Annotated in this window: 22 protein-coding genes and 1 pseudogene; 14 read left to right on the top strand and 9 right to left on the bottom strand. The window is 67.7% G+C overall.

Features of this window, described 5'->3' with window-relative positions; genetic code table 11:
* Nucleotides 1-12: 12 nt before the first annotated feature.
* Nucleotides 13-753 (bottom strand): ATP-binding cassette domain-containing protein, encoded by a 741-nt coding sequence (locus ASG43_RS02440; protein WP_056499767.1) that lies wholly within the window; start codon nt 751-753, stop codon nt 13-15.
* A 479-nt stretch (nt 754-1,232) separates the two neighbouring features.
* Here ASG43_RS02440 and ASG43_RS02445 point away from each other — a divergent pair, with 479 nt between their 5' ends.
* The 4 genes and pseudogenes from ASG43_RS02445 to ASG43_RS02460 all read left to right on the top strand — a co-directional run bounded on the left by ASG43_RS02445 (nt 1,233) and on the right by ASG43_RS02460 (nt 6,081).
* A complete protein-coding gene (locus ASG43_RS02445; RefSeq protein ID WP_056499769.1) occupies nt 1,233-2,222 on the top strand; it encodes a substrate-binding domain-containing protein in 990 nt (329 codons plus the stop codon).
* Between the two features lie 181 nt (nt 2,223-2,403).
* Nucleotides 2,404-3,081: pseudogene (locus ASG43_RS02450) on the top strand (FCD domain-containing protein); the annotation flags it as partial.
* A 112-nt stretch (nt 3,082-3,193) separates the two neighbouring features.
* Nucleotides 3,194-4,414, top strand: coding sequence for a mandelate racemase/muconate lactonizing enzyme family protein (locus ASG43_RS02455; protein WP_056499773.1), 1,221 nt, complete (start codon nt 3,194-3,196; stop codon nt 4,412-4,414).
* Nucleotides 4,415-4,419: 5 nt separating this feature from the next.
* Nucleotides 4,420-6,081 carry a GMC family oxidoreductase N-terminal domain-containing protein gene (locus ASG43_RS02460; RefSeq protein WP_056499774.1) on the top strand — a complete coding sequence of 554 codons (1,662 nt, stop codon included), beginning with the start codon at nt 4,420-4,422 and terminating at the stop codon, nt 6,079-6,081.
* 80 nt (nt 6,082-6,161) lie between these two features.
* Here ASG43_RS02460 and ASG43_RS02465 read toward each other — a convergent pair whose 3' ends face one another.
* The 4 genes from ASG43_RS02465 to ASG43_RS02480 form a co-directional block, all read right to left on the bottom strand.
* Nucleotides 6,162-6,914 carry a TIM barrel protein gene (locus ASG43_RS02465; RefSeq protein WP_056499776.1) on the bottom strand — a complete coding sequence of 251 codons (753 nt, stop codon included), beginning with the start codon at nt 6,912-6,914 and terminating at the stop codon, nt 6,162-6,164.
* Between the two features lie 23 nt (nt 6,915-6,937).
* Nucleotides 6,938-8,212 carry a 3-oxo-tetronate kinase gene (gene otnK, locus ASG43_RS02470; RefSeq protein WP_056499778.1) on the bottom strand — a complete coding sequence of 425 codons (1,275 nt, stop codon included), beginning with the start codon at nt 8,210-8,212 and terminating at the stop codon, nt 6,938-6,940.
* 5 nt (nt 8,213-8,217) lie between these two features.
* A complete protein-coding gene (gene denD / locus ASG43_RS02475; RefSeq protein WP_056499780.1) occupies nt 8,218-9,207 on the bottom strand; it encodes a D-erythronate dehydrogenase in 990 nt (329 codons plus the stop codon).
* Between the two features lie 79 nt (nt 9,208-9,286).
* A complete protein-coding gene (locus tag ASG43_RS02480) occupies nt 9,287-10,054 on the bottom strand; it encodes a FadR/GntR family transcriptional regulator (protein WP_056499781.1) in 768 nt (255 codons plus the stop codon).
* A 279-nt stretch (nt 10,055-10,333) separates the two neighbouring features.
* Here ASG43_RS02480 and ASG43_RS02485 point away from each other — a divergent pair, with 279 nt between their 5' ends.
* Nucleotides 10,334-10,525, top strand: a complete 192-nt coding sequence (locus tag ASG43_RS02485) for a hypothetical protein (RefSeq protein ID WP_056499783.1) — start codon at nt 10,334-10,336, stop codon at nt 10,523-10,525.
* A gap of 67 nt (nt 10,526-10,592) precedes the next feature.
* On the opposite strand, the gene ASG43_RS02490 is transcribed toward ASG43_RS02485, so the two are convergent.
* Together ASG43_RS02490 and ASG43_RS02495 are read right to left on the bottom strand one after the other, a co-directional pair.
* Nucleotides 10,593-11,039 (bottom strand): response regulator, encoded by a 447-nt coding sequence (locus tag ASG43_RS02490; protein ID WP_056499785.1) that lies wholly within the window; start codon nt 11,037-11,039, stop codon nt 10,593-10,595.
* Entirely contained in the window at nt 11,036-12,157 is a 1,122-nt protein-coding gene (locus tag ASG43_RS02495) for a PAS domain-containing protein (protein WP_244487952.1), read from the bottom strand. Before ASG43_RS02495 ends, ASG43_RS02490 begins: the two co-directional genes overlap by 4 nt.
* Nucleotides 12,158-12,552: 395 nt before the next feature.
* Between ASG43_RS02495 and ASG43_RS22490 the strand changes: the two genes are divergently transcribed.
* From ASG43_RS22490 to ASG43_RS02525, 6 genes are all read left to right on the top strand, one after another.
* Entirely contained in the window at nt 12,553-13,185 is a 633-nt protein-coding gene (locus tag ASG43_RS22490) for a CDP-alcohol phosphatidyltransferase family protein (protein ID WP_056499786.1), read from the top strand.
* Nucleotides 13,182-13,808 carry a lysophospholipid acyltransferase family protein gene (locus tag ASG43_RS22495; protein WP_200939453.1) on the top strand — a complete coding sequence of 209 codons (627 nt, stop codon included), beginning with the start codon at nt 13,182-13,184 and terminating at the stop codon, nt 13,806-13,808. Before ASG43_RS22490 ends, ASG43_RS22495 begins: the two co-directional genes overlap by 4 nt.
* Nucleotides 13,809-13,838: 30 nt before the next feature.
* Nucleotides 13,839-14,777, top strand: a complete 939-nt coding sequence (locus tag ASG43_RS02510; RefSeq protein WP_056499789.1) for a phosphatidate cytidylyltransferase — start codon at nt 13,839-13,841, stop codon at nt 14,775-14,777.
* An 8-nt stretch (nt 14,778-14,785) separates the two neighbouring features.
* Nucleotides 14,786-15,316, top strand: coding sequence for a hypothetical protein (locus ASG43_RS02515; protein WP_056499790.1), 531 nt, complete (start codon nt 14,786-14,788; stop codon nt 15,314-15,316).
* 174 nt (nt 15,317-15,490) lie between these two features.
* Complete coding sequence (locus tag ASG43_RS02520) at nt 15,491-15,859, top strand: DUF6481 family protein (RefSeq protein ID WP_056499793.1); 369 nt, start codon at nt 15,491-15,493, stop codon at nt 15,857-15,859.
* A gap of 297 nt (nt 15,860-16,156) precedes the next feature.
* On the top strand, nt 16,157-17,950 hold the full coding sequence (locus ASG43_RS02525) for a DEAD/DEAH box helicase (RefSeq protein ID WP_056501013.1): 1,794 nt from the start codon (nt 16,157-16,159) through the stop codon (nt 17,948-17,950).
* 70 nt (nt 17,951-18,020) lie between these two features.
* On the opposite strand, the gene ASG43_RS02530 is transcribed toward ASG43_RS02525, so the two are convergent.
* On the bottom strand, nt 18,021-19,646 hold the full coding sequence (locus ASG43_RS02530; RefSeq protein ID WP_082490549.1) for a peptide chain release factor 3: 1,626 nt from the start codon (nt 19,644-19,646) through the stop codon (nt 18,021-18,023).
* Nucleotides 19,647-19,925: 279 nt separating this feature from the next.
* Between ASG43_RS02530 and ASG43_RS02535 the strand changes: the two genes are divergently transcribed.
* From ASG43_RS02535 to ASG43_RS02545, 3 genes are all read left to right on the top strand, one after another.
* Nucleotides 19,926-20,426 (top strand): MarR family winged helix-turn-helix transcriptional regulator, encoded by a 501-nt coding sequence (locus ASG43_RS02535; RefSeq protein ID WP_162244659.1) that lies wholly within the window; start codon nt 19,926-19,928, stop codon nt 20,424-20,426.
* A 132-nt stretch (nt 20,427-20,558) separates the two neighbouring features.
* Nucleotides 20,559-22,844, top strand: a complete 2,286-nt coding sequence (locus ASG43_RS02540) for a sensor histidine kinase (protein ID WP_056499797.1) — start codon at nt 20,559-20,561, stop codon at nt 22,842-22,844.
* 10 nt (nt 22,845-22,854) lie between these two features.
* Complete coding sequence (locus ASG43_RS02545) at nt 22,855-23,220, top strand: response regulator (protein ID WP_162244660.1); 366 nt, start codon at nt 22,855-22,857, stop codon at nt 23,218-23,220.
* Between the two features lie 33 nt (nt 23,221-23,253).
* Here ASG43_RS02545 and ASG43_RS02550 read toward each other — a convergent pair whose 3' ends face one another.
* Nucleotides 23,254-23,973, bottom strand: a complete 720-nt coding sequence (locus tag ASG43_RS02550) for an endonuclease/exonuclease/phosphatase family protein (RefSeq protein ID WP_056499800.1) — start codon at nt 23,971-23,973, stop codon at nt 23,254-23,256.
* Nucleotides 23,974-23,980: the final 7 nt, after the last annotated feature.

Consider the following 23,980-nt stretch of genomic DNA (forward strand, 5'->3'; position numbering starts at 1 on the left):
GCGGCGTTTGCGTCAGGCTTCCTGGATGGCGCCGGTGATGAGGCCGGTGACCTCTTCCGGCGAACTCGCGTCGATCCGCTTGTCCGCCACCTTGCGCCCGCGCCGCATCACGATCACGCGGTCGGCCACATCGAAGACGTCCGGCATCCGGTGGCTGATGAGCACGACGGTGATGCCCTGGTCGCGCAGCCGTCGGATGAGGTTCAGCACCTCCGCGACCTGGCGCACGGAGATCGCCGCGGTCGGCTCGTCCATGAGCACGATCTTGGCGTCGGACAGGCGCGTGCGCGCGATCGCGACGGCCTGGCGCTGGCCGCCCGACATCTGGCGGACGAGATCGCGGGGCCGCGTTTCGGATTTGAGCTCGGCGAAGAGTTCGCCGGCGCGGGCATACATCCGACCGTAGTCGAGGATGCGGAACGGGAAGAACCCGCGTCGCAGCTCCCGCCCGAGGAACACGTTCGCCGCCGCGGTCAGATTGTTGCAGAGCGCGAGATCCTGGTGAACGATCTCGATTCCGTGCCGGCGCGCTTCGACCGGCTTGTTCATGACGAGCTCCTGCCCGTCCATCCGGATCGCCCCTTCGCTCGGCCTGAAATTGCCGGCGATCATCTTGGCGAGGGTCGACTTTCCCGCCCCGTTGTCGCCCATCAGGCCGACGACCTCGCCCGCCTCCAGCGAGAAGGACACGTCGTTCAGCGCCTGGATGGCGCCGAAATGCTTGGAAACCCGGTCGAGTTCGAGAACCGCCAACGCCTATGCCTCCCGTCCGCGCGCAGCTCTGCCTCGACCGGACGACGCGCCGGACATGGTCGCAAAACTGCGAGCGGTTCCTCCCTGCCCCGGTTTTGTCCGGGTTGTGACGCCATCTGCGCAAACCGTATAGGGAGCGTCAATCCGCTCCGTCGGTAGAACCGTTGTATAACCGGACAAATTCATTGACCGCGTGAAGCGCTGCAGCATAGCTTCCTATCCAGAAAGCGAAGTTGGAAACGCGAACCGCGACGTTGCCTCGAGCGTGCCCCGCATCGGGATCCGCACGAGAGGCCGACGGTCTTCGGCGAGGTCCTCCGAGCCTTCGCAGAGAACGGGACTGGAGATCGCCCGACCGGCGCCTCAAGATCCTGTCAGTGCCGACCCGACCACAAGGCCAAGCAGAACAAGCCGCAAGAGTCGGGACCGGCCCGCAACGAGCGACGCGTCCGTGTCGCTGCATTCCTGGGAGGAACATCGTGAAGAAACTATCGCTTCTATTGACCGCCGCCGTGCTGGCGCTGGGCGCCGGTCCGGCCCTCGCCAAAAAGCAGCTCGTGATCGTGGTGAAGGGTCTCGACAACCCCTTCTTCGAGGCGATCAACCAGGGTTGCCAGAAGTGGAATTCGGAAAACGCATCGTCCGAATACGAATGCTTCTACACGGGTCCCGCCTCGACATCGGACGAGGCCGGCGAGGCGCAGATCGTGCAGGACATGCTCGGCAAGGCCGACACGGTCGCCATGGCGATCTCGCCCTCCAATGCCAAGCTGATCGCGCAGACGCTGAAGACCGCGGCGCCGACCATCCCGATCATGACGCTCGACGCCGATCTCGCGGCCGACGATGCGGCTTTGCGCAAGACCTATCTCGGCACCGACAATTATCTCCTCGGCCAGAAGCTCGGCGAATACATCAAGGAAGCCAAGCCGAACGGCGGCAAGGTCTGCACGATCCAGGGCAATCCCGGCGCCGACAACATCCTGCGCCGCGCGCAGGGCACGCGTGACGCCCTCAGCGGGCAGAAGGGCATCGCGGCCCTCGCCGGCGAAGGCGGCTGGACGGAAGTCTCGGGTTGCCCGGTCTTCACCAATGACGACGGCACGGTCGGCGTCCAGGCGATGACCGACATCCTCGCCGCCAACCCCGACCTCGACGCCTTCGCGATCGAAGGCGGCTGGCCGCTCTTCGGCGCGCCGCAGCCCTATCGCGATCTGTTCAGGCCGCTTGCCGACCGCATCGCGAAGGGCGACTTCGTGGTGGCCGCCGCCGATACGATCGGCGACGAGGTCGCCATCGCGCGCGAGGGCCTCGTCAACGTGCTCGTCGGCCAGCGCCCCTTCGAGATGGGATACAAGGCGCCCGGCGTGATGATCGACCTCATCGAGGGCAAGCCCGTCGAGGACCCGGTCTTCACCGGTCTCGACATCTGTACGAAGGATACAGTCGACACCTGCATCCAGAAGTAGATATTTTTAAGCGCGCCCTGCATCTGTGGGGCGCGTCTCTTCATTGTCCGGTAAATGTCGGGCCATGAAATCCAGGATCATCAAAAGGCGATCGATGCTCAACCGTCTGCCAAACCCGGAACCAATGTCCAGGATGGAATCCGTGCCGTGCCCGCACCTCGCGCGGGGGAACCACAACGGAATCTCGCAGGAAATCGGATTGCGGATCGTTCGCGGCGATCACCCGCCGGGATCGATCCTGCCGAACGAGGCGCAATGGGCGGAGATGTTCCACGCCAGTCGCTCCGTCGTGCGCGAAGCCTTGAAGATGCTGACGGCCAAGGGGCTCATCGCATCCAAGCCGAAGGTCGGGAGCCGCGTCGAGCCGCGCCAGAGGTGGAACCTGCTCGACCGGGACGTGCTCGCCTGGTACGCCGCGGGCCCGGACCAGACGTTCATGCAGATGGTTCAGGAGCTGCGCAAGATGATCGAGCCGGAGGCGAGCGCCTTCGCCGCCGCCCGCCGCAGCGCCGAGGAAGCGGATGCCATCACGCGGGCCTGCCGCGACATGGCCTGCGCGCGCAACGTCTCCGACCGCATCGCTGCGGATGCCCGGTTCCATCTTTCGATCCTGGCGGCATCGGGGAACGACCTCCTCGTGCCGCTCGGCCCGACGATCGAGATCGCGCTGAACCAGTTCATCGGCAAGATCACGCGCATGGACGACGGAATCCGGGAGAACCAGGAGATGCACGATGCGATCGAGCGTGCGATCCGGCTGCGGCGACCGGAAGCTGCGCGGCGCGCGTCGCGCATGCTCCTTCAGAGCACCGACGTCTTCATCCAGCGCGAAGCCTCCATGGCTGAAGCGCGCGCCTGACGGCATCCTTTTCCCGGGGTTGCGCAACGGAACGTCGCATTCAGGCGGGACGACCCACTCGTCCACTGGCGAGATGGACGCTCCGACAACGAACTGCGCACGAGGGCGTTGAATGAAGATCGCGTCTCTTCAAACCCATGTCGTCGCGGTTCCTCCTCCCCATCTCGGCGGCATGTACTGGATCCTCGTCCGCGTGGAGACGGCCTGCGGCATCGAGGGCGTCGGCGAGATCTATGCGACGGCCTTCCACCCCACGGCACTGCTGCCGCTCATCGACGACGTCTTCGAGCGTCACCTTCTCGGCCACGATCCGCACGACATCGAGCGCTTCTGGCGGGCCGCCTATTCCAGCGGCTTCACGCAGCGCCCGGACCCGACGATGATGGGCATCGTCTCCGGCCTCGAGATCGCCTGCTGGGACATCATCGGCAAGGCGGCGGGCAAGCCCGTCCACGCGCTGATCGGCGGCCTCGTCCATGAGCGCCTGAGAGCCTACACCTACCTCTACCCCGTGGGCGCCGACGGCGCCTACGACTACGACGATCCCGATCTCGCCGCCTCCTGCGCGGCCGACATGGTCGAACGCATGGGCTTCACGGCGGTGAAGTTCGATCCGGCCGGTCCCTACACCGCCTATTCCGGCCATCATCTGTCGCTCGGCGTCATGGATCGCTGCGAGACGTTCTGCCGGAAGATCCGCGAGGCCGTCGGCTCGCGGGCCGATCTCCTCTTCGGCACGCATGGCCAGATGGTGCCCTCCTCCGCCATCCGGCTCGCCCGGCGCCTCGAAGCCTACGATCCCCTGTGGCTGGAGGAGCCCGTCCCGCCCGGCCAGGAAGAGGCGATGGCGCGCGTCTCCGGCAAGACCTCCATTCCCGTCTCGACCGGCGAGCGGCTCACCACGAAATACGAGTTCCAGCGGGTTCTCCAGACGGGGGCCGCCTCGATCCTCCAGATGAACGTCGCGCGGGTCGGCGGCATTCTGGAGGCCAAGAAAATCGCCGGAATGGCGGAGGCCTTCTATGCGGAGATCGCGCCCCATCTCTACAACGGACCGGTCGGCGCCGCCGCCTCCATCCAGCTCGCGGCCGCCTCGCCGAACTTCCTCATCCACGAAGCCATCCTCGACTTCTCCGGCTTCCATGCCGAGATCCTGAAGGAGAAGCTCGTCTTCGAGGACGGCTATCTCATCCCGTCCCGCGAACCCGGCCTCGGCATCACCCTCGATCTCGACGCCATCGCGCGCCACAGCCCCTACGACGGCGAGCGGCTGCACCTGCAGATGGCCCCCCGGCCTGCGGACGTGAAGGACTTCGCCCCGGCGAAGGGTTGAACGACATGGCGGAAGATCGGCAGAGCTTCGATTACGTCGTCGTCGGTTCCGGCTCGGCCGGATCGATCGTGGCGAGCCGCCTGTCCGAAGACGGGCGGTACAGCGTCTGCATCGTCGAGGCCGGCGGGTCGGACCGCTCGATCTGGCTGAAGATCCCGGTCGGCTATGCCCGGAGCTACTACGATCCCGCCGTCAACTGGATGTATCGCACCGAACCGGAAGCCGAGCTCGGCGGCCGGCGCATCTACGCGCCGCGGGGCAAGGTTCGCGGCGGATCCGGCGCGATCAACGCGATGATCTTCGTGCGCGGGGCGGCGAGCGACTTCGACGATTGGCGGGCCGCCGGCAGTCCAGGCTGGGGCTTCGATGACGTTCTGCCGGTCTTCAAGCGGCTGGAGCGGCACGCCGGCGGCGCCTCCGCCCATCATGGCGACCGCGGTCCGATCGGCGTGACGCCGATGCGCGGCGAGACCCATCCCGTCTGCGACGCCTTTCTCGACGCCTGCGCCGAGCTGCAGCTGCCGGCGACGCCGGACTTCAACGGCGCATCGATCGAGGGCGCGGGGATCTACGACGTGAACACGCGTCGCGGCCTGCGCTCCTCGTCCGGCGCCGAATATCTGCGCCCGGCCCTCGGGCGCGCCAATGTCGAGATCCTCGACCATGCCCGAGCGGCGCGCGTCGTCCTCGATTCGGAGCGACGCGCGACGGGCGTCGAGATCCTCCGAGGCGGAAAGCGCATCGTGGTGGAGGCGCGGCGCGAGGTGATCGTCTGCGCCGGCGCCGTCGATACGCCGAAGCTCCTCCAATTGTCCGGCATCGGCGACGGCGCGGCGCTCGCCGGCCTGGGCATCGCCGTTCGTCACGACCTGCCTGCCGTCGGTCGCAACCTCCAGGACCATCTCTGCGCGAGCCTCTACTACCGCTCCAAGGTTCCGACCCTCAACGGCGACTTCTCAGGCCTTCTCGGTCAGGCCCGGCTCGCGCTCCGCTACCTCCTGACGCGCAAGGGTCCGTTCGCGATGAGCGTGAACCAGGCCGGGGGCTTCTTCCGCGGCCGTCCGTCCGAGCCGCGCGAGAATATCCAGCTCTACTTCAATCCCCTCTCCTACCGCATTCCCGACGATCCCGGGGCCGGGCTGAAGGCCGAACCCTATCCGGGCTTCCTGCTCGCCTTCAACGCCTGCCGGCCGACCAGCCGGGGCACGGTGACGATCGCATCGCCCGACATCGAGGCGGCCCCCGAGATCCGCCCGAACTATCTGACGACGCAGACCGACCGGGACGAGGCGATCCAGGGGAGCCGGCTCGCCCGCCGGATCATGGACATGCCGGCGCTGCGCGCGATCACCGCCGAGGAGATGCCGCCCTCCGCCGGCGCATCGAGCGACGACGAGCTGCTGGCCTATTTCCGGGAGAATTGCGGGTCGATCTATCATCTCTGCGGTTCAGCAGGGATGGGGCCGGACGCATCGACATCCGTCGTCGACGCGCGTCTTCGCGTTCATGGCGTCGATGCGCTGCGCATCGTCGACGCCTCCATCTTCCCCACCATCACCGCCGGCAACATCAATGCGCCGACCATGATGGTCGCGGAAAAGGGAGCGGCGATGATCCTGGAGGACGCGCGCGCCGACCGGCGCCCGCGCCCGGTCGCGGCGCGATAGGCGAACGTCCGGCGCCGTCGGCCGATCGAGGACCCAGAGGCTCAGGAGTTCAGGAACTCGGGGGTCCGCGGCTCAACAGCTCAACGGAAAGCGTTCATCCAGCCGAGTCCGGCTTCGGTCGACGCGCGCGGCCGGTACTCCGCGCCGATCGGTCCCGGCCAGTCCAGCATCGGCAGAAGGCGATCGAAGGCGACCTCCCCCTCGTCCGGCTCCGCCCGCGAGGGAACGGCGGCGAACTGCACGTGTCCGATCCGGTCGCGGTGACGCTCGAAGCGGCGGAGCAGATCGCCGCCCATGATCTGCTGGTGATAGCAGTCGAACATGATCCGGACCTCGGTCCGGCCGAGCGTTTCGAGGATCGCGGCGGCCTCTTCGACCGTCTGGTGGAAGTAGGACGGGGCATCGCGGGCGTTGAGCGGCTCGATCAGCACCGTCATGCCGTACTTGCCCCCGAGATCGGCGGCATAGGCGAGGTTCTCCTGGAAGCTCTGCGCCGCGCCCTCGACCCCGCGCGAGGCGCCCGCCATGACGTGGACGGCCGAAGCACCGATCTCGGCGCCGTAGTCGAAGGCTTCGTCGATCGCCGCGCGCGCCTCCGACTCGCGGCCGGGCAGCGCGGACAGGCCGTTCTCGCCCTCGCGCCCGCGCCGCGTGTTGAGGCCGAGCATGGGAAGGCCCGTCTCCTCCAGCGCCTGCCGCACCTCCTCGGCCGGGATGTCGTAGGGCCAGTGGCACTCCACCGCGTCGAAGCCCGCAGCCTTCGCCGCGCGGATCGCGTCCGGCAGGGCGCGATCCTTCCACAGGAAGCCGAGATTGGCGGACAGTCGGATCATCCGTGTTCCTCCTTGCGAAGCGGTCATGACGTGACCGTTCCCGTTCCGACGCCAGGGCCGGCGCCGAGAACATCGAGCGCGGTCTCGAAGAAATCCTCGTCGCCGAAATTTCCCGATTTCAGGGTCAGCCAGAGCGGTCGATCCGCCGCCTTCACGGCGGGCACGCCCGGTGCGATCTCCGGACCGATCTGGAGCGCGACGAGGCCGAGCCCTTCGACCACCGCGCCCGACGTCTCCCCGCCGGCGACGACGAGGCGGGCGATGCCCCGTTGGGTCAACTGTCGCGCGAGATCCGCGAAGAATCCCTCGATCCGCGACGCGACCACCTCGCGACCGTGCCTCTCCTGCGCGGCCTTCACCACGGCGGGCTCGGCCGACGTGTAGACGAGCGGCGTGTCGCCACCTGCGCTGAGCACCCAGTCCGCCACGGTTTCGGCGCGGGTCTCGCCGGAGATGAGTTCGTCCGCCTTGATTTCCAGGGCGGCATGGTGCTCGCGATAGCGCGCGACCTGGGCGCGGGTCATGGTCGAGCAGGATCCCGACAGGATCGCCGCCGGCCCGGCCGAGCCGGTGAAGGCGGCGGCATCGCGCCGGTCGGCGCCGAAGATGCGGGGCAGGCCGATCGCGATGCCGGACCCGCCGGTGATGAGGCTGAAATCGCGGCAAGCCTCCCCGAGCGCCACGAGATCCTCGTCGCGCAAGGCGTCGGCGACCATGACCGGCCGGCCGGCCGCGACTTCGCTCTCCATCGCCGCCCGGATCGCCGCCGGTCCGGCGAAGACGGCGCGCGCTGGGATATGGCCGACACCTCGGCGGGTCTGGGGCTTCAGCCAGCGCCGAAGGTCGGGATCGGTCATCGGCGTCAGCGGATGGTTCTCCATCCCGCTTTCGCTGAGCAGCCGGTCGCCGACGAAGAGGTGCCCCTGATAGATCGAGCGCCCCGTCGCGGGAAAGGCGGGACAGACGATCGTGCGGTCCGCACCCAGCCGCTCCATCAAGGCGTCGATCACCGGTCCGATATTGCCCTCGGGCGTGGAATCGAAGGTCGAGCAATATTTGAACAGAAACTGCCGGCAGCCCTGGCGCTCCAGCCAGTCCGCTGCCTTCAGCGAGAGTTCCACCGCCGCCGCGACCGGAATCGTGCGCGATTTCAGAGCGACGATCCCCGCTTCCACCGTGGGATCGGCCGGCTGATCCGGCACGCCGCAATATTGCGTCACCCGGAGCCCGCCCTTGGCCAGCGTGTTGGCAAGGTCCGAGGAGCCGGTGAAGTCGTCGCCGATGCAGCCCAAAAGCATCGCCGTCAGACCTTGGCCCGGCCGCCCATCTCGTCCTCGAGATGCGCCTTGATGATCTCGTCGAAGGATGTCTCGGCGACGAAGCCGAGGTCGCGGGCGCGGCGGCCCTCGATATCGGTCGCCCAGCCGCCGACGATCCGGATGATGGTCGGATCGGGCTCGCGGCGAATGAGCTTCACCGCCTTTTCGCCGACGATCCGGCCGAGCGCGGCGATCTCGTCGCCGACCGTGGCGGACAGTCCGGGAAGGCTGATGTTGCGGCGGGGACCGATGACGGAAAGGTCCATGGTCCCGGCATGGAGGAAGAAGCCGATCGCGGCGCGCGGCGAGGCGAAATAGTGGCGCACGTCCTCCGAGACCGGCAGGACGGCCTCCTCGCCGGCGATCGGCTCGCGAAGGATGTTGGAGAAGAAGCCCGAAGCCGCCTTGTTCGGCTTGCCCGGACGGATGCAGATCGTCGGCAGGCGAAGGCCGATGCCGTCGAAGAAGCCGCGCCGCGTGTAATCGGCGAGCAGCAGTTCGCCGATCGCCTTCTGGGTTCCGTAGCTCGTCAGCGGCGTCAGGGCGAAATCGTCCGGGATCTGCGCCGGGAACGGCGCGCCGAAAACCGCGATCGAGGACGCGAAGACGACGCGCGGCGTGTAGCCGGACGCGGCATGCTCGGCACGGATCGCCTCGAAGAGATCGCGCGTGCCGTCGAGATTGATACTGTAGCCCTTCTCGAAATCGGCCTCGGCCTCGCCGGACACGATGGCCGCGAGATGGAAGATGACGTCGGGCCGGCCCGCCACGAGCGGCTTCGCGGCGCCGGGTGCGGAAATGTCGATCGCCTGCGTCGAGACGTTCGAGATGCGCCCGGCCGGCACCTGCGGCGCAATCACGTCGACGAGAACCATCTCGTCCACGGCCGTTTCACCAAGTCCGCCGTCTGCCGAGATGCGCTCGGCGAGCTTGCGGCCGATCATGCCGGCAGCGCCGATGATGAGAATCTTCATGTCGTCTTCCTCCGTCTGTTCAGGTGCGGCCGGCGCGTCCGGCGCGAAGGCTCGGCCTCCGTCGTCTCGGCCGCGGTCGTCACGGTCCCTGCTGTTCCAATGCCCCTTCCGGCCCTCGGCCGGATGGCCTGAGAATGCTGAGGGTCGTCTGGTAGATGCGGTCGATGTGGATCTCGAACGTCGCGACGACGCCCGCGCGATCCCGTCGTTCCAGCGCGCTCACGATGCGCTGATGATCGCCGAAGCTGCGCTCGATGGCGCCGGGCTCCGAGACCGCCTTGCGGCGATGCTCCATCATGTAGGCATAGAGATCGCCCACGAAGTCGGCGAGGACCGGATTGCCCGAGGCGCGGTAGATCGCCTGGTGGAACTCCCGGTCGATGATGATGAAGCGGACGGGATCGTCGAGCGCGAAGCGCTGGGCTTCTAGCGAGTCGCGCAGGATCGCGAGCGTCTCGTCGTCGATCCGCTCGGCCGCGTCGCCGACGACGGTCCGCTCGACGAGAAGCCGGGCGGCGTGGATATCGTCGATCCCGTAGCTGTTGATGAGGCGGGGTTCGCGCAGCTGCTTGAATTCGGGGCCGAGATCATCCGACACGACGCGCGTGCGGGCGCCCTGGACCACTGCGAGAAGGCCCTTGGCCGACAGGATCTGGATGCCCCCGCGCACCGATTCGCGGCTGACGCGCAGCGCCACCGCCAGATCACGCTCGCTCGGCAGATCGTCGCCGATCTTGAGCAGGCCGGACGCGATGAGATTGGCGATCTTCTGCGCGACGACGTCCCGGATGTTGCGTCGCACGATCGCCTCGCGAAGCTCGGGCGCGTTTTCGAGGACAAAGTTCATCGGGGTCACGCAAATTGATCAACTGGTTCGACCAGCATGCCAGTGACCATTCCACGCCCCGTCCCCAGCTGTCAAGGACGAGCGGATCTGCTCCTTCGCCGGCCGTGACGCGGCGGGGCGCGAGGTTCCGGATCCCGGCTGCGCCGCGCTTCGTCGCAGATCGGCGACAACGCGTCGCCGGAACCTCGAAGCCCCGAGGCGGCTTTCTGCCCACGAAGGCCGGGCCCCAACAGCGAGCCCGAACGACAAGCCCGAACGACGAGCCAAGGGAGCGACCGCATGTCGGACACCAGGAAACCCGATCTTCTCGACAACATGATCCAGCGCACGGACAATGCCTTCCAGGGCGTTGCCGACGACGAGAGCCTGATCGGACGCGATCTCCCCGAGGAGGATGAGGAGATCGACGAACGCGACCTCGACGAGATCGACCGGCCGGTCCCTCGCTCCCGGGATCCCAAGACCCTCTGACGTTGGAGAGCCGTGTGCCTTTCGGGTCGCACGGCTCTTCCCCCTTCCCCTTCGACGATGGAGCGCTTCAGTTCTGCCAGTTCGTGCGGTAGTGCGGCGCGAGCGAGAGACCGGCGGGCGGCTCGTCGGAGGGCGGCGGCGCCAGAACGCCTTCCTGCAGGTAACGTAGCGTTCCCACCAGCCTTGCATGGGTGAAGGGCTTGGCCAGTACGCCGATCGCCCCGCGATAGTCCGGCTGGACCATCGCGGGATTGGCGGTGATGAAGATGAAGTTCGTCTGCCCCTGCATCACCATATGGTCGGCGACATCGATGCCGCTGGTGCCGTTGAGGAGATGGATGTCGAGAAAGACGAGGTCCGCATCGACGGCATCCACCATCGAGATCGCCTCCTCCGCCGACGTCGCCCAGCCCGCGACGACATGGCCCTCGTCCTCCACCGTGGCCTCGATATCCATCGCGATCAGACCTTCGTCCTCCACGATGAGGACGCGCAACGGACGCAGGTCGCTCATGGCCGCGACGCCGCGGAATGGCTCGGAAACCGGATCGTCGCGCGCGTCCCCGGCGCGGCATCGGATAGGGTGAGCGATCCCCGGATCTGTCGGACGAGCGACTGCACGAGCCGATGACCGAAGGTCGACCGCCGCGAGTCCGGCTGGGCCGGCAGTCCGACGCCGTCGTCCTCCACTGTGAGCGTCGCCTCGCCGTCCGCGCTGCGCATCGTCACCCGGATGCGTCCGTTGCAGCGCCCGTCGGGAAAGGCGTGCTTCAAGGCGTTCGTCAGGAGTTCGTTGACGAGCAAGGCCAGCGGGGAGGCGCTCGGGGCGGCCACCTCCACCGGTTCGAGATCGAGGTCGAGCTGGACGCGCGACTGCCCCGTGGAATCCACCAGTCCGACCGAAATCTCCGAGATGAAGTCGCTGAGACTGAACGTCGCGATGTCCTTGGATTCGTAGAGCCGGCGATGGACGGCTCCGAGCGTTTCGACACGGGCCAGTGTCGCCACGAGGGAGGTCTTCACGTCGTCGCTACCGGAAAAGCGCGCCTGATTGCGGATCATCGCGGCGACCATCTGGAGATTGTTCTTCACGCGGTGATCGACCTCGTGGAGCAGCATCGTCTTCTGGGCGAGCGCGGCCTCGAGCTCGGCCGTCCGGTCTCGAACCGCGCGCTCGAAGAACTCACGTCCTTCGAGGGCCGCGAGTTCGCGCTCCTTGCGGTCCGTGACGTCGAATTGCGAGGCGAAGAAGAACTGCAACTCGCCCGCATCGGTGAAGACCGGGCTGATATAGAGCGCGTTCCAGAACGGCTGGCCGTCCTTCTTGTAGTTCAGGAGTTCGACCGAGACGTCGGTCCGCGCCTCGATCGCGATCCGGACGAGCCCGATATCCCCTTGGTCCGTGTCTTCGCCCTGCAGGAAGCGGCAATTGCGGCCGAGCACTTCCTCGCGCCCGTAGCCGGTGAGGTCGCAGAAGGCGTCGTTGCAGAAGACGATCGGATTGTCCTTCTGCCGAGGATCCGTGATGATCATCGGCATGCGCGTCGCGCGGACGGCAGCGGCGAACGGATCGCCCCGCCCCTGTTCCGCATGAAGGCGATCGGTCAGTTCGACGGCGTCGGTGCGCTCCAAAACTCAACTCCACGATCGAACCGCAACCCTGCAGCCTCTGCGCAGGCGAACGCCGATCCATCGGCTTTATCGAGACGCAACCGCCCGCATGAGGTTCCGGAGTCGGCTAAATTGTCGGACTTTACAACCGGATTCTTCGGTGACGAGGACGGCTGCGCAAAACTACGAAGGCGGGAAGAAGAGGACGGGACCATCGCCGACGTCGGCGGCGACGCGAAATCCAGCCGGAGGCCCCGAACGACCGCGAAGACGCAGGCGGGCTGCGGCGCTGCGGCTCCCGTCGTCCACGCCGCCGTCGCGCTTCGGCATTGTCATCGCAGCCGAAACGTCTACACGAGGACGACCGACACCCCTCGATGCCGGAACGGCACGAGGGTCCGCGAGGGAGGCGTCACATGACGGCGAAGGGAGAGCGGCGCCCGTTGGCGTCGCGGCAGACCCGCTGGGCGGCAGCGCTCCTGCGCACCCTCCTCGCGACACCCGTCACGGCCAACGCCCTGTCGTTGATCGGCATCCTCTTCGCGGTCCTGGCCGGCCTCGCCCTCGCCGCGGCGCCGGCCCGCCCCTGGCTCTATCTCCTGGCGGCGCTCGGGGTTCAGCTTCGGCTTCTCTGCAACATGATGGACGGCCTCGTCGCCGTCGAAGGCGGTCGGGGCTCGGCCGTCGGGGCGCTCTACAACGAAGCGCCGGACCGGCTGGAGGACACGGCGATCCTCGTCGGCTTCGGCTATGCCGCGGCTTGGCCGGAACTCGGCTTCGTCGCGGCGATCCTCGCGGTCTTCACGGCCTATGTCCGCATGCTCGGTGGCGCGCTCGGCCTGCCGCAGGACTTCCGCGGCCCGATGGCCAAGCCCCACCGCATGGCCGCGGTCACGCTCGGCTGCATCCTCGCGGCGCTGGAGGCGTGGATCTTCGGCACGTCCCATGCGCTCCGCGCGATCCTCGCCATCGTCGTCGCGGGCACCGCCTGGACGGGACTGCGCCGGCTGATCGTCCTCGGCCGGCTCCTTCGGGAGCGCGCGCCGTGATCGCGGCCGCGCTCGCCCGAACCGCCCTCATCGCGGCCACCCGCTTCCTCGTCGGCGGCCACGCGCGCTGGGTCGGCGCCGAACCGAGTTCGCGCCAGCGGATCTACTTCGCCAATCACGGCAGCCATCTCGACACGATCATGCTCTGGGCCGCCCTGCCGCCTCCGCTGCGAAGCCGGACGCACCCCGTCGCCGCCGCCGACTACTGGGGCAAGACCGCCGGCCGGCGCTTCGTGGCGCTCGACGTGCTCGGCTGCGTGCTGATCGACCGGCAGCGGGCGACGCCCGAAGCCGACCCCCTGGCCCCGGTCGAGGCCCGCCTGGCGACGGGCGGCTCGCTGATCCTCTTTCCCGAGGGCACGCGCGGCACCGAAGCCCTGCCCGGCCCGTTCAAGGCGGGGCTCCACCGCCTCGCCGCCGCCCATCCCGAGGTCGAGCTGGTCCCGGTCTATCTCGACAATCTCGCAAGGGCCTTCCCGAAGGGCGCCTATCTGCCGGCCCCGATCAGTTGCAGCGCGCGCTTCGGGGCGCCGATCGCGCTGCGCCCCGGCGAAGACCGCGGCGCTTTCCTGGAGCGGGCGCGAGCGGCGGTCGCGGCCCTCGCCGGTCCCGCTGTCTCCTGATGCCGCCTTTACCGAACCGGACGACCGCGCATGGATAGAACCGCCGTCATTCTCTTCCTCGGCGTCGGCTCCATTCTTGCCTTCGCCTCGATCCTCGGCGCGATGCTGAAGCGGCGCGCGTCGAGCGACGGCGCCCGCGCGACGGTCGAGAACCTGAACCAGCGGGTGAAGGCCTGGTGGGTCATGGTCGCGATCTTCGGCCTCGCCTTCGCGTTCGGGCAGACGGTGACGCTGATCCTCTTCGCGCTGACGTCCTTCTATTGCCTGCGCGAGTTCGTCACGCTGACGCCGACGCGGCCGGCCGACCATCGCTCGATCGCCGCGGCCTTCTACCTGTTCATCCCGCTGCAATACTATCTCGTCGGCATCGACTGGCTCTCGCTCTTCTCGATCACCATTCCCGTCTACGCCTTCCTGATCCTGCCCGTCCTGTCGGTGCTGGCCGGCGAGACCGAGAACTTTCTGCAGCGAACGGCCAAGATCCAGTGGGGCCTCATGCTGACGGTCTATTGCATCAGCCATGCCCCGGCGCTGCTGATGCTGGACATTCCGGGCTTCGAGGGGCGCAACTTCCTGCTCCTCTTCTTCCTCATCGCCGTCGTCCAGTTGTCGGACGTGCTTCAATATGTGTTCGGAAAGCTCTTCGGACGCCGGAAGGTCGCGCCGAGCGTCAGCCCCTCCAAGACATGGGAGGGTCTCGTCGGCGGCGCCCTCAGCGCGACGGCCATCGGCGCTGCCCTGTTCTGGATCACGCCCTTCGCGCCGTGGCAGGCCGCTCTTCTCGCCTTCGCCATCGTCCTTGCCGGCTTCTGCGGCGGGCTCGTCCTGTCCGCCATCAAGCGTTCGCTTGGCGCCAAGGACTGGGGCACGATGATCGAGGGGCACGGCGGGGCTCTCGACCGGATGGATTCCGTGACCTATGCCGCGCCGATCTTCTTCCATCTCGTCAACTACTACTTCGCGCTCTGATCCCCCGCATGGCGATCGCCGCGCTCTGGGGGCTCGCCGAAGCGACCCTGTTCGTCATCGTCGCCGATGTCTGGATCGGCTTCGTCGCGCTGGAGCGCGGCTGGCGCGCCGGGCTGAAAGCCGCGGTCGCCGCCTCGCTCGGCGCGGCTCTCGGCGGGCTCGCGATGATGCTCTGGTCCCGGTCCGATCCCGGCGGCGTCCAACGCGTGCTCGCCGCCCTCCCCGCCATCGACGGGGCGATGGTGCGGGACGTCGCCGAACGTTATGAAGCGGGCGGTCTCGGCGCCGCCTTCACCGGCTCGTTCTCCGGCATTCCCTACAAGCTCTACGCGGCGGCGGCCGGCGCATCGGGCACGCCGATCGCCGCCTTCGTGCTGTTGACGCCGCTCATCCGCCTGCCGCGGTTCTGTCTCGTCGCGATCGTGGCCGGTCTGGCGGGAGGCGTCCTGCGGGGCCGACGGTCGCGTGCCGCGTCGCGATCGCTCTACGCCGCTTTCTGGTCGGTCTTCTACATCGCCTATTTCAGCGTCATGCCGTGATGCGCATGGGAGCAATGCGCCCTCTTCCTTGACCTTTTGCCGCAAGGGGAATAAGCGAAGGGCTCTCGTGACAGCATGCGACGAGCGGCGCATCCTGCGACGCTTTTCCGGCTTGAACGAGCCTGGGAGGCGGTGATCTCCCCGTTCCCCTCCTTCAAGCGGTATACACAAGCATTGAGCACGCCCAAGGACAACGACTTCGCCGAGCGTCGCAAGACGGCCATCGAGGCCAGGAAGGCGCTTCTGGAAAAGTTCAAGGCCAAGCCTGACGAGAACGATCCCGCAGTGCAGGCCAAGATCGCCGAGCGCAAGGCGATCGCGGAGGCGCGCGAGGCGCGCGCCGAGCAGAAGCGCATCGAGGCCGCCGAGAAGGCCGAGCAGGAGCGCCTGCGCCAGGAGCAGCTGGAACAGGACCGCCTCGCCGAGGAGGCTCGCAAGAAGGCCGAGGCCGATGCGCACATCACGCGCCTTCTGGCCGACGAAGCCGAGCGAAAAGCCGCCCGCGACGCCCGCTACGCCGCGCGCAAGCAGCGCAAGAAGTAAGTCCGGCGCCCTCGACGGGGCGCCGCATCGACCGACGACGAGCGATGGGAACGCGGTGCGCTTCGACCACGAGCGCTTCGCGTCTTCGCCATGGAGCAAACAAAGGGTCCGGAAGGGCGCTGACAAGCTCCGACCGATTGAACCCTGGCATGCATGTCGCCGCGATCCTCGACGGATCCTTCGACCCATGCCGTTCGCCTGCGGGATGCTCCCGAGGCGCTTGCCTCCACCGGTCTGACCGAGGCCGGCTTTGGCCGGGCCGTTCGTGTGCGACCGCTTTTCCGAAGGATTGCCGCCGTGCCGTTTCGCCCGACTCATCCCGCCCTCGAACGGGCCCTCGCCGCCCGGAACTATGCCGACCCGACGCCCGTGCAGGACGCGGTTCTGGATCCCAACACCGAAGGCCGCGACCTTCTCGTTTCCGCCCAGACCGGCTCCGGCAAGACCGTCGCCTACGGCCTCGCGGTCGCCAAGACGCTGCTCGGCGATGCCGAGCGCTTCGAGGAGGCCGGCGCTCCGCTGGCGCTCGTCGTCGCGCCGACCCGCGAACTCGCGCTGCAGGTCCACCGCGAATTCGAATGGCTCTATGCCGAAACGGGCGCACGCATCGTCACCTGCGTCGGCGGCATGGACCCCCGCGCCGAGCAGAAGAAGCTCCAGGCCGGCGCGCACATCGTGGTCGGCACGCCCGGTCGCCTGCGCGACCATCTGGAACGCGGCCGCCTGCAGATCGGTGGCCTTCGCGCCGTCATCCTCGACGAGGCCGACGAGATGCTCGACCTCGGTTTCCGCGAGGATCTCGAATTCATGCTGGAGGCGACGCCGGAAAGCCGTCGCACCCTCCTCTTTTCCGCCACGCTCCCGAAGGCCATCAACGCGATGGCAAAGCGCTACCAGCGCGACGCCCTGCGCATCGAGGCGACGCGCGGAGCCACCGGCCATGTCGACATCGAATACCGCGCGATCCGCATCGCGCCGAACGAGGTCGAGCACGCCGTCGTCAACATGATCCGCTTCACCGAGGCGCCGAGCGCGATCGTCTTCTGCAACACGCGCGAGGCCGTTCGTCACCTGCATTCCGGGCTCCTCGAGCGCGGCTTCTCGGCCGTCGCCCTGTCCGGAGAACTCGGCCAGAACGAGCGCAATGCGGCCATGCAGTCGCTGCGCGACGGGCGGGCGCGCGTTTGCGTGGCGACCGACGTCGCCGCCCGCGGCATCGATCTGCCGAGCCTCGGCCTCGTCATCCATGCCGAGCTCCCGAACGACGCCGAGACCCTGCAGCACCGCTCCGGCCGCACGGGCCGCGCCGGTCGCAAAGGCGTCTCGGTGCTGCTCGTGCCGATCTCGCGCCGCAAGAAGGCCGAGCGGCTGCTCGCCGAGGCGCGCATCACGCCGACCTGGGGCGGCGCTCCGACCGCCGACGACATTCGCCGGCTCGACGAGGAACGGCTGCTCTCCGACCCGATTCTGACGCAGGAGAACGGCGAGGAGGACATCGCCGTCGCCAAGGCGCTTCTGGAGCGCCACTCGGCCGAGGATCTCGCCGCCGCGCTCGCCCGCGTCTGGCGCTCGCATCTGCCCGCGCCGGAAGACGTCTACGATCCCGGCTTCGGCCGCGACACGCGTCCGGTCAAGGACTACGCCGAAAGCCAGGATCGCGGCAGCCGCAAGGAGCGCGACGCCTCGCGCGGCGGTCCGACCGGCGCGACCGTCTGGTTCCAAATGGATATCGGCCGGCGCAACAATGCCGACCCCAAATGGCTGCTTCCGCTGATCTGCCGTCGCGGCAAGGTCACGCGCTCGGAGATCGGCGCGATCCGCATCTTCGACCGGGAGACGAAGTTCGAGATTTCCGAGGATGCCGCCAAGCGCTTCATCGCGAGCGCGGAAGGCACGGACGGCGACGACATCACCATCACGCTCGCCCCCGAATCCTCCGGCGGGGACTTCGCGGCGCCCGCGACCGGCAAGCCCCGCCCCCGCAAGCCCTTCGTCAAGCGCGATGGTCCTGCCACGGGTGCGGCGCCCCGGCCGGCCGGCGGCGACAAGGCCTATGCCAAGCCACGCCGGCCGAAGAAGCCGCAGGCCTGATCGATCGCTCCACGTTTCCAGAAGAAGGCCCGGTCATCCCCGGGCCTTCTTCATTCGGGCAGCGAAATGCTCAGTGCCGCTCCTTCGTGGTGGCGAAGCGCACGGCCGGATAGTTCTTCTGCGCGTAGCCGAGCTCCCAGGAATTGCGGGCGAGAAAGACCGGGCGATCCTCCCGGTCCCGCGCGAGATCGCCCTGGTTCGACTTCACGAAGCGTTCGAGTTCGGCCGGATCGTCGCTGTCCACCCAGCGCGCGGTGTCGAAGGCCGAGTTTTCCAGCATCACCTCGACGCCGTACTCGTTGACGAGCCGCGACTGCAGCACTTCCAGCTGCAGCGCGCCGACGACGCCGACGAGCCAGGCCGCGCCGACGACGGGCCGGAACACCTGCACGACGCCCTCTTCCGCCAGATCGTTCAGAGCCTTGGCGAGCTGCTTGGTCTTCATGGCATCGGGCAGGCGCACGCGGCGGATCAACTCCGGCGCGAAGCTCGGAATGCCCGTCACGTTGAACTCCGAGCCCTCGGTCAGGGTATCGCCGACCGAGAGCGTGCCGTGATTCGGAATGCCGACGATGTCGCCGGCCACCGCCTCGTCGGCGATCTCGCGCTCGCGGGCGAAGAAGAACATCGGGCTCGACACCTTCATGTCCTTGGCGGTCCGCACGTTGCGCAGCCGCATGCCGCGCTTGAAGACCCCCGACGTCAGCCGCACGAAGGCGATGCGGTCGCGGTGGTTGGGATCCATGTTGGCCTGGATCTTCAGGACGAAGCCCGACACCTCCGGGTCCGAGGGCTGGATCGGTGCGGGATTGGCCGGCTGGGGCAGCGGCGAGGGTGCGAATCGGCAGACGGTTTCGAGGAGATCGCGCACGCCGACCTCCCGCATCGCCGAGCCGAACACGACCGGCGTCATGTGACCCTCCCGGTAGGAGGCGAGATCGAAGGCCGGCAGCGACATCCGCGCGATCTCCATCCCTTCGATCGAGGGCGCGAAGACCGGGTCGTCCTTCAGGCGGGGATCGGCCATGAAGGCGTCGAGATCGGCATAGTCCTCGCGCGCGCGGTTGCTCCGCGTCAGCGTCACCGGCCCGTCGTTCAGCGTGACGATGCCCTTGAAGTCGGTGCCCATGCCCATCGGCCAGGTCAGCGGCGTCGCGTCGAGCGCCAGCGACGACATGATCTCGTCCAGCGTCTCCAGCGGATCGCGGCCTTCGCGATCGATCTTGTTGACGAAGGTGATGATCGGAATGTCGCGAAGGCGGCAGACCTCGAAGAGCTTGAGCGTCTGCGCCTCGATGCCCTTGGCGGCGTCGATCACCATGATGGCGGAATCGACGGCGGTGAGGGTTCGGTAGGTATCTTCCGAGAAATCGGCGTGACCCGGCGTGTCCAGAAGGTTGAGGACCAAGCCGTCGTACTCAAATGTCATCACGGAGGAGGAAATCGAAATGCCGCGCTTCTGCTCGATCTCCATCCAGTCGGACCGCGTCCGCCGGCGCTCGCCGCGCTCCTTGACCTGTCCCGCCAGTCGAATGGCGCCGCTTTCGAAGAGAAGCTTTTCCGTCAGCGTCGTCTTGCCGGCATCGGGATGCGAGATGATGGCGAAGGTTCGACGGCGCGTGTGGCCGGAACCGAGGTCGAAGAGGCCATCGTCGATGCGCCCGGCACCGGTGCCACCATCCAGCAGATCGCTCATGAGTTTCCGTCTCGTCGAAGGCCGCGCGTGTCCGGCATGCCTGCTACGATTCGCGCGATCGCGCCGGTCTGCAGGCCGCGGCCGATGGGCTCATATCGTCCGGAACGGGTCCCGGCGCAAGTGTGGGACCCCATCGCCGCGACGGCAGCAAGATAATGTCAGGTTGCCGAACGTTTCGCGGATTGACACGCGGGACGGTTTCCTCCCCTTCTTGAATGCAATGGTCTGTCACTTTTGCGTCAACGGCGGACATGCCGGAACGATCGTGTGGGAGGTTCCTTGAAGCCCGAGGCCATTTCAGCAGCAGCACTGGCAAGCCTTCTCGAGCAGGTGGCCCGCCGCATTCACAGCCAGGGCTATGCCTCGGACCTCTTTCCGGCCCAGTGGGCTGCGATCCGCTATCTCGCATCGGCGCCTCCGCAGCTTCGCACCGCGATCGACCTGGCGCGGTTCCAGGGCCTGGCGTCCGGCGCCGTGGCGCGGACGGTTCGCACGCTCATCACGAAGGGCTTGCTGATCAAGCTGGGAACGATCGGCCGCGGCCGGGCGGAACAGCTCGAACTGACGGCGCTTGGCCGCAGGATCCTCGCTGACGATCCATTGAAATCGGTGGCGCTCGCCCTGGAGGTGCTGCCGGCGACGGATCGCGAAGCGCTCGCCAACGGCCTCGAGATCGCCATCCGGGCGACGATGCCGGGCCTGGCCGAGCCCGACCTTTCGGAGGACGAGGAAGCCGCCGGTTCGAGATCGGGGGCAGAGGCCAGCATCGGCGTGCCTTGAAGAGAGGACACGGCGCTCCGACGCCCTGACGGCACGAGCCGGGGCGGTCCGGGATGGGATATCGACCGTCCGGCCGATGCGCTAGAGATCGGGCGGTGTGATCCGTCTCCGACATGGGAGTGCCGACCGACGATGCGCCGGCTGAGCTGCCTCGTTCTTGTTCTCCTGGCGGTGCTGGCGCTGTCGTCCTGCTCGCACGGGGACGGTGGCTCGGCTTTCGTCTCCCGGAGCGAGATCGCGACCTTCGTCGACGTCGCCGGCGTGCTCAGCTCCGACGAGGTCGACGCGCGACGGGTCGAACTGTTCGAGCCGGATCGCTCCTTCGCGACGCGTTTCACCCCATTGGCGTCGACGAGCACGCAGATCTGGATGCGGATCGACGCGGACGTGTTCCATGCGCTGCCGGAGAGCAGCCTCGTCGAACCCGTCATCCTGATGTTCGACGACAACCGGGTCCGCGAGGCCGAGTTCCACGCCATCGGCCCCGGCGGGCGTCAGAGCCAGACGTGGCAGAAGTTCAGCCGAACCGAGGCCGGACGAGGAACGGGCTTTCGCTACCCGGTCTTCCTCCTGAACCCCGTGCTGCTCGATCAAGCCCGGTTCTACCTCTCCATCCGGACGGATGCCCCGATCCGCGGCAACCTGCGCATCGCCGACTTCCAGGGATTCGCGGCCTTCTACGACCGGGGCACGCGCCTTCTCACGCTGCTGCTGGGGGTGCGAATCGCGGTCTTCGCCTACATCCTCGCCCTCGGGCTTTTCCTGAAGAGCCGCACCAATCTCTGGCTGGCGGCCCTGGTCGGCACCGGACTTCTCCAGGTCTCCGTCGAAAACGGCTTCTTCCAGGCCACGGTGCCCTTCGGCGGGGACGACCTGACGCGGTCTCTCGTCCTCGGCTCGCTCTTTGCCACCTACGTGACCCTCATCGGCTTCACGACGCGCTTCCTGCGCCTCCACGTCCGGGCTCCCCGCATCTTCGCCGCGGCGATCCTCTTCACGAAGTTCCTCGTGGCCCTGACCGTCGTCGCTCTCGTCGACGGCTTTGCCGACGCCGGCATCATGAGCATCGTGGTCCCCTATGCGCGGCTCGCGGTTCTCCTCTTCACGATCGTCGCGATCGCGGCGGCGCTGCAGCGAGGGCCACGGCGCGCGCTCAGCTTCTTCCTCGCCTGGCTTCCCGTCATGGGCGCCGTCGGTCTGCGCGTGCTGCAGGATTTCACGCCGCAATGGGCGCCGGCGGCCATCTCCTACGAAGCGACCATCATCGGGATCACCCTATCGCTCACCCTCTTCGCGATCCTCTCCTCCATGGATGTGCAGCGTCGCGAGTTTCGGCTGAAGGCGAACATCCGTCAGAACGTCGAACGCTTCAAAGCCTTCGCGGAGATTGGAACGGACGCGTCCTGGGAGGTCGACGCGCACGGACGGCTGTCCTTCTTCGCCGGTCGCTCGTCACCCCTGCCCCGGCTTCGGCTGGGCGAGCCCTTCGCCGACCTGATCGAGAGGGTCAGCTCGCCCGAGGCCACCGCGCCCGTTCGCGCGGCGATCGAGGGGAACGTTCCCTTCGACAATGTCAGGCTCCGGCTGACGGCGCCCCGCGACGAGGAGCGGTGGATCAGTCTCAGCGGCCGGCCAATTCCGCCGCTGCTCGGCGAGCGGATGCGAAGTTCCGTCTATCGCGGCCTCATCCGGGACGTGTCCGAAGAGGTGGAGCGGGAAGGACGGCGCATGATGGAGCAACAGGTCTTCGCCCTCGGCCAGCTCGCCGGCAGCGTGGCGCACGAGATCAACAACCTCATCCATCCCATCCTGAACCTCACCAAGCGGCTGCGCTCGCGTCACAAGCCGGACACCGATCCGGAAGGCGGCCGGATGCTCGACCTCATCGAGCTGTCGAGCCGACAGGCCGCCAAGGTCGTCTCGGAGCTGCTTCAAACGATGCGTGGAGATCGCGTCATGGAGGTCGAGCGGCCCCTGTCCACGGCCTTGAACCAGGCGCTCGATGCGATCCGGCCGGCCCTGCCGTCGAGCGTGGGCATCGAACTCCACGGGGAGGATGGCGATGGACCGTTGGTGCGGGTCGGCGACATGTTGCAGGTGCTGGGCAATCTCGTCTCCAACGCCGTCCACGCGATGGATGGCCAGGGCGCGATCCACATCGAATTGTCCAAGCTCGAGCGCGGCATGAAGATGACCGTCTCGGACAACGGCCATGGCATGGAGGAGCGGGTGCGCCTGCGCGCGCTTCAGCCTTTCTTCAGCACGAAGACCGATGGTAAGGGCACCGGCGTCGGTCTTTACATCGTGCAACGGATTGTCAGCGATTATAAGGGTTGGGTCGCCATCGACTCCGCGCCCGGCGAAGGCACGAGTGTGACCATCTACATACCTGATCCCGGAGGCCCCGATGCAGACTGAAGGAACGCCCGTGAGGGCCCTTGTCGTGGACGACATCCTGATGGTGCGCGAATCCCTGTCGATCGCGCTGGAAAGCGCCGGCTTCTCCGTTGCCGTGGCGTCGAACGGCCGCGAGGCGCTCGAGAGGCTGGCCGAAGAGCCTTTCGATGTCCTGGTGACCGACATGTGGATGCCCGAAGTCGACGGCCTGAAGCTCCTGAAGGAGATCCGGGGTCGGTTTCCCGGCATGCGCGTCTTCGGCGTGACGGGCGGCGGTCCGCGGCTGACCATCGAGGCCATGACGTCCCTGGCGGAAATCTGGGGCGCGGAAAAGGTCTTCCTGAAACCCTTCGACGAGGACGAACTGGTGGCGGCCATCCGCGGGACGCGGGCTTGAGCGAGGCGTCGGCGCGCGACAGGCCGCGCGGCTTCAGCCGAGCTCGACCGGGGGCCAGCGCAGATCGGCCGTGACGGCGAGATGGTCGGACCAGAAGCGCGATGCCTCGTCGCGGTCGACGCTCTCGACCGAGATGTCGCGCGATGCGTAGAAGCGGTCCATCCGGGCCAAGGGTCGGCTCGCGGGCCAGGTCCGGGGAATCAGCCGCACGGGCAGCGAGGCGCCGAGGACGGCGTCCACCGGGCCTGACGCGCGCCATTCGTTGAGATCGCCGAGAACCAAGGTCGGCCCTTGCGTCTCGCCGGCCCATTCGGCCAGCTCCGCCGCCTGACGGCGACGATCCCGGCCGATCAGCCCGAGATGGGCGGAGAGGACGCGCAAGGAGCCGATCGGCGTCCGGATCACCGCATCGATCGCCATCCGCGCCTCGAAGCGGCCGCCGGACAACCGGCGCACGGCCGAACGCTCGATCGGCCATCGGCTCCACAGGAGATGGCCGTAATCGCGGCGGGGGCGCAGGATGGTGCGCGCTTCCACGATGTTCGGGCCGAGCCCCTCCGCGAAACGCTCGAAGGCATGCTCCTTTCGGCCGAACTGCGCGCGACCGTCGATTTCCTGCAAGGCCACGATGTCCGACCCCGCCCGTCCGATCGCCGCCAGGACCCGCTCGGGATCGCAGGATCGGTCGGCCCCGACGCAGCCGTGAACGTTCCAGCTGGTGACGCGGACCGCGCGATGCCCGTCGGACGTCATGGCATCG

Source organism: Aureimonas sp. Leaf454, assembly GCF_001424685.1.
Classification (GTDB): domain Bacteria; phylum Pseudomonadota; class Alphaproteobacteria; order Rhizobiales; family Rhizobiaceae; genus Plantimonas.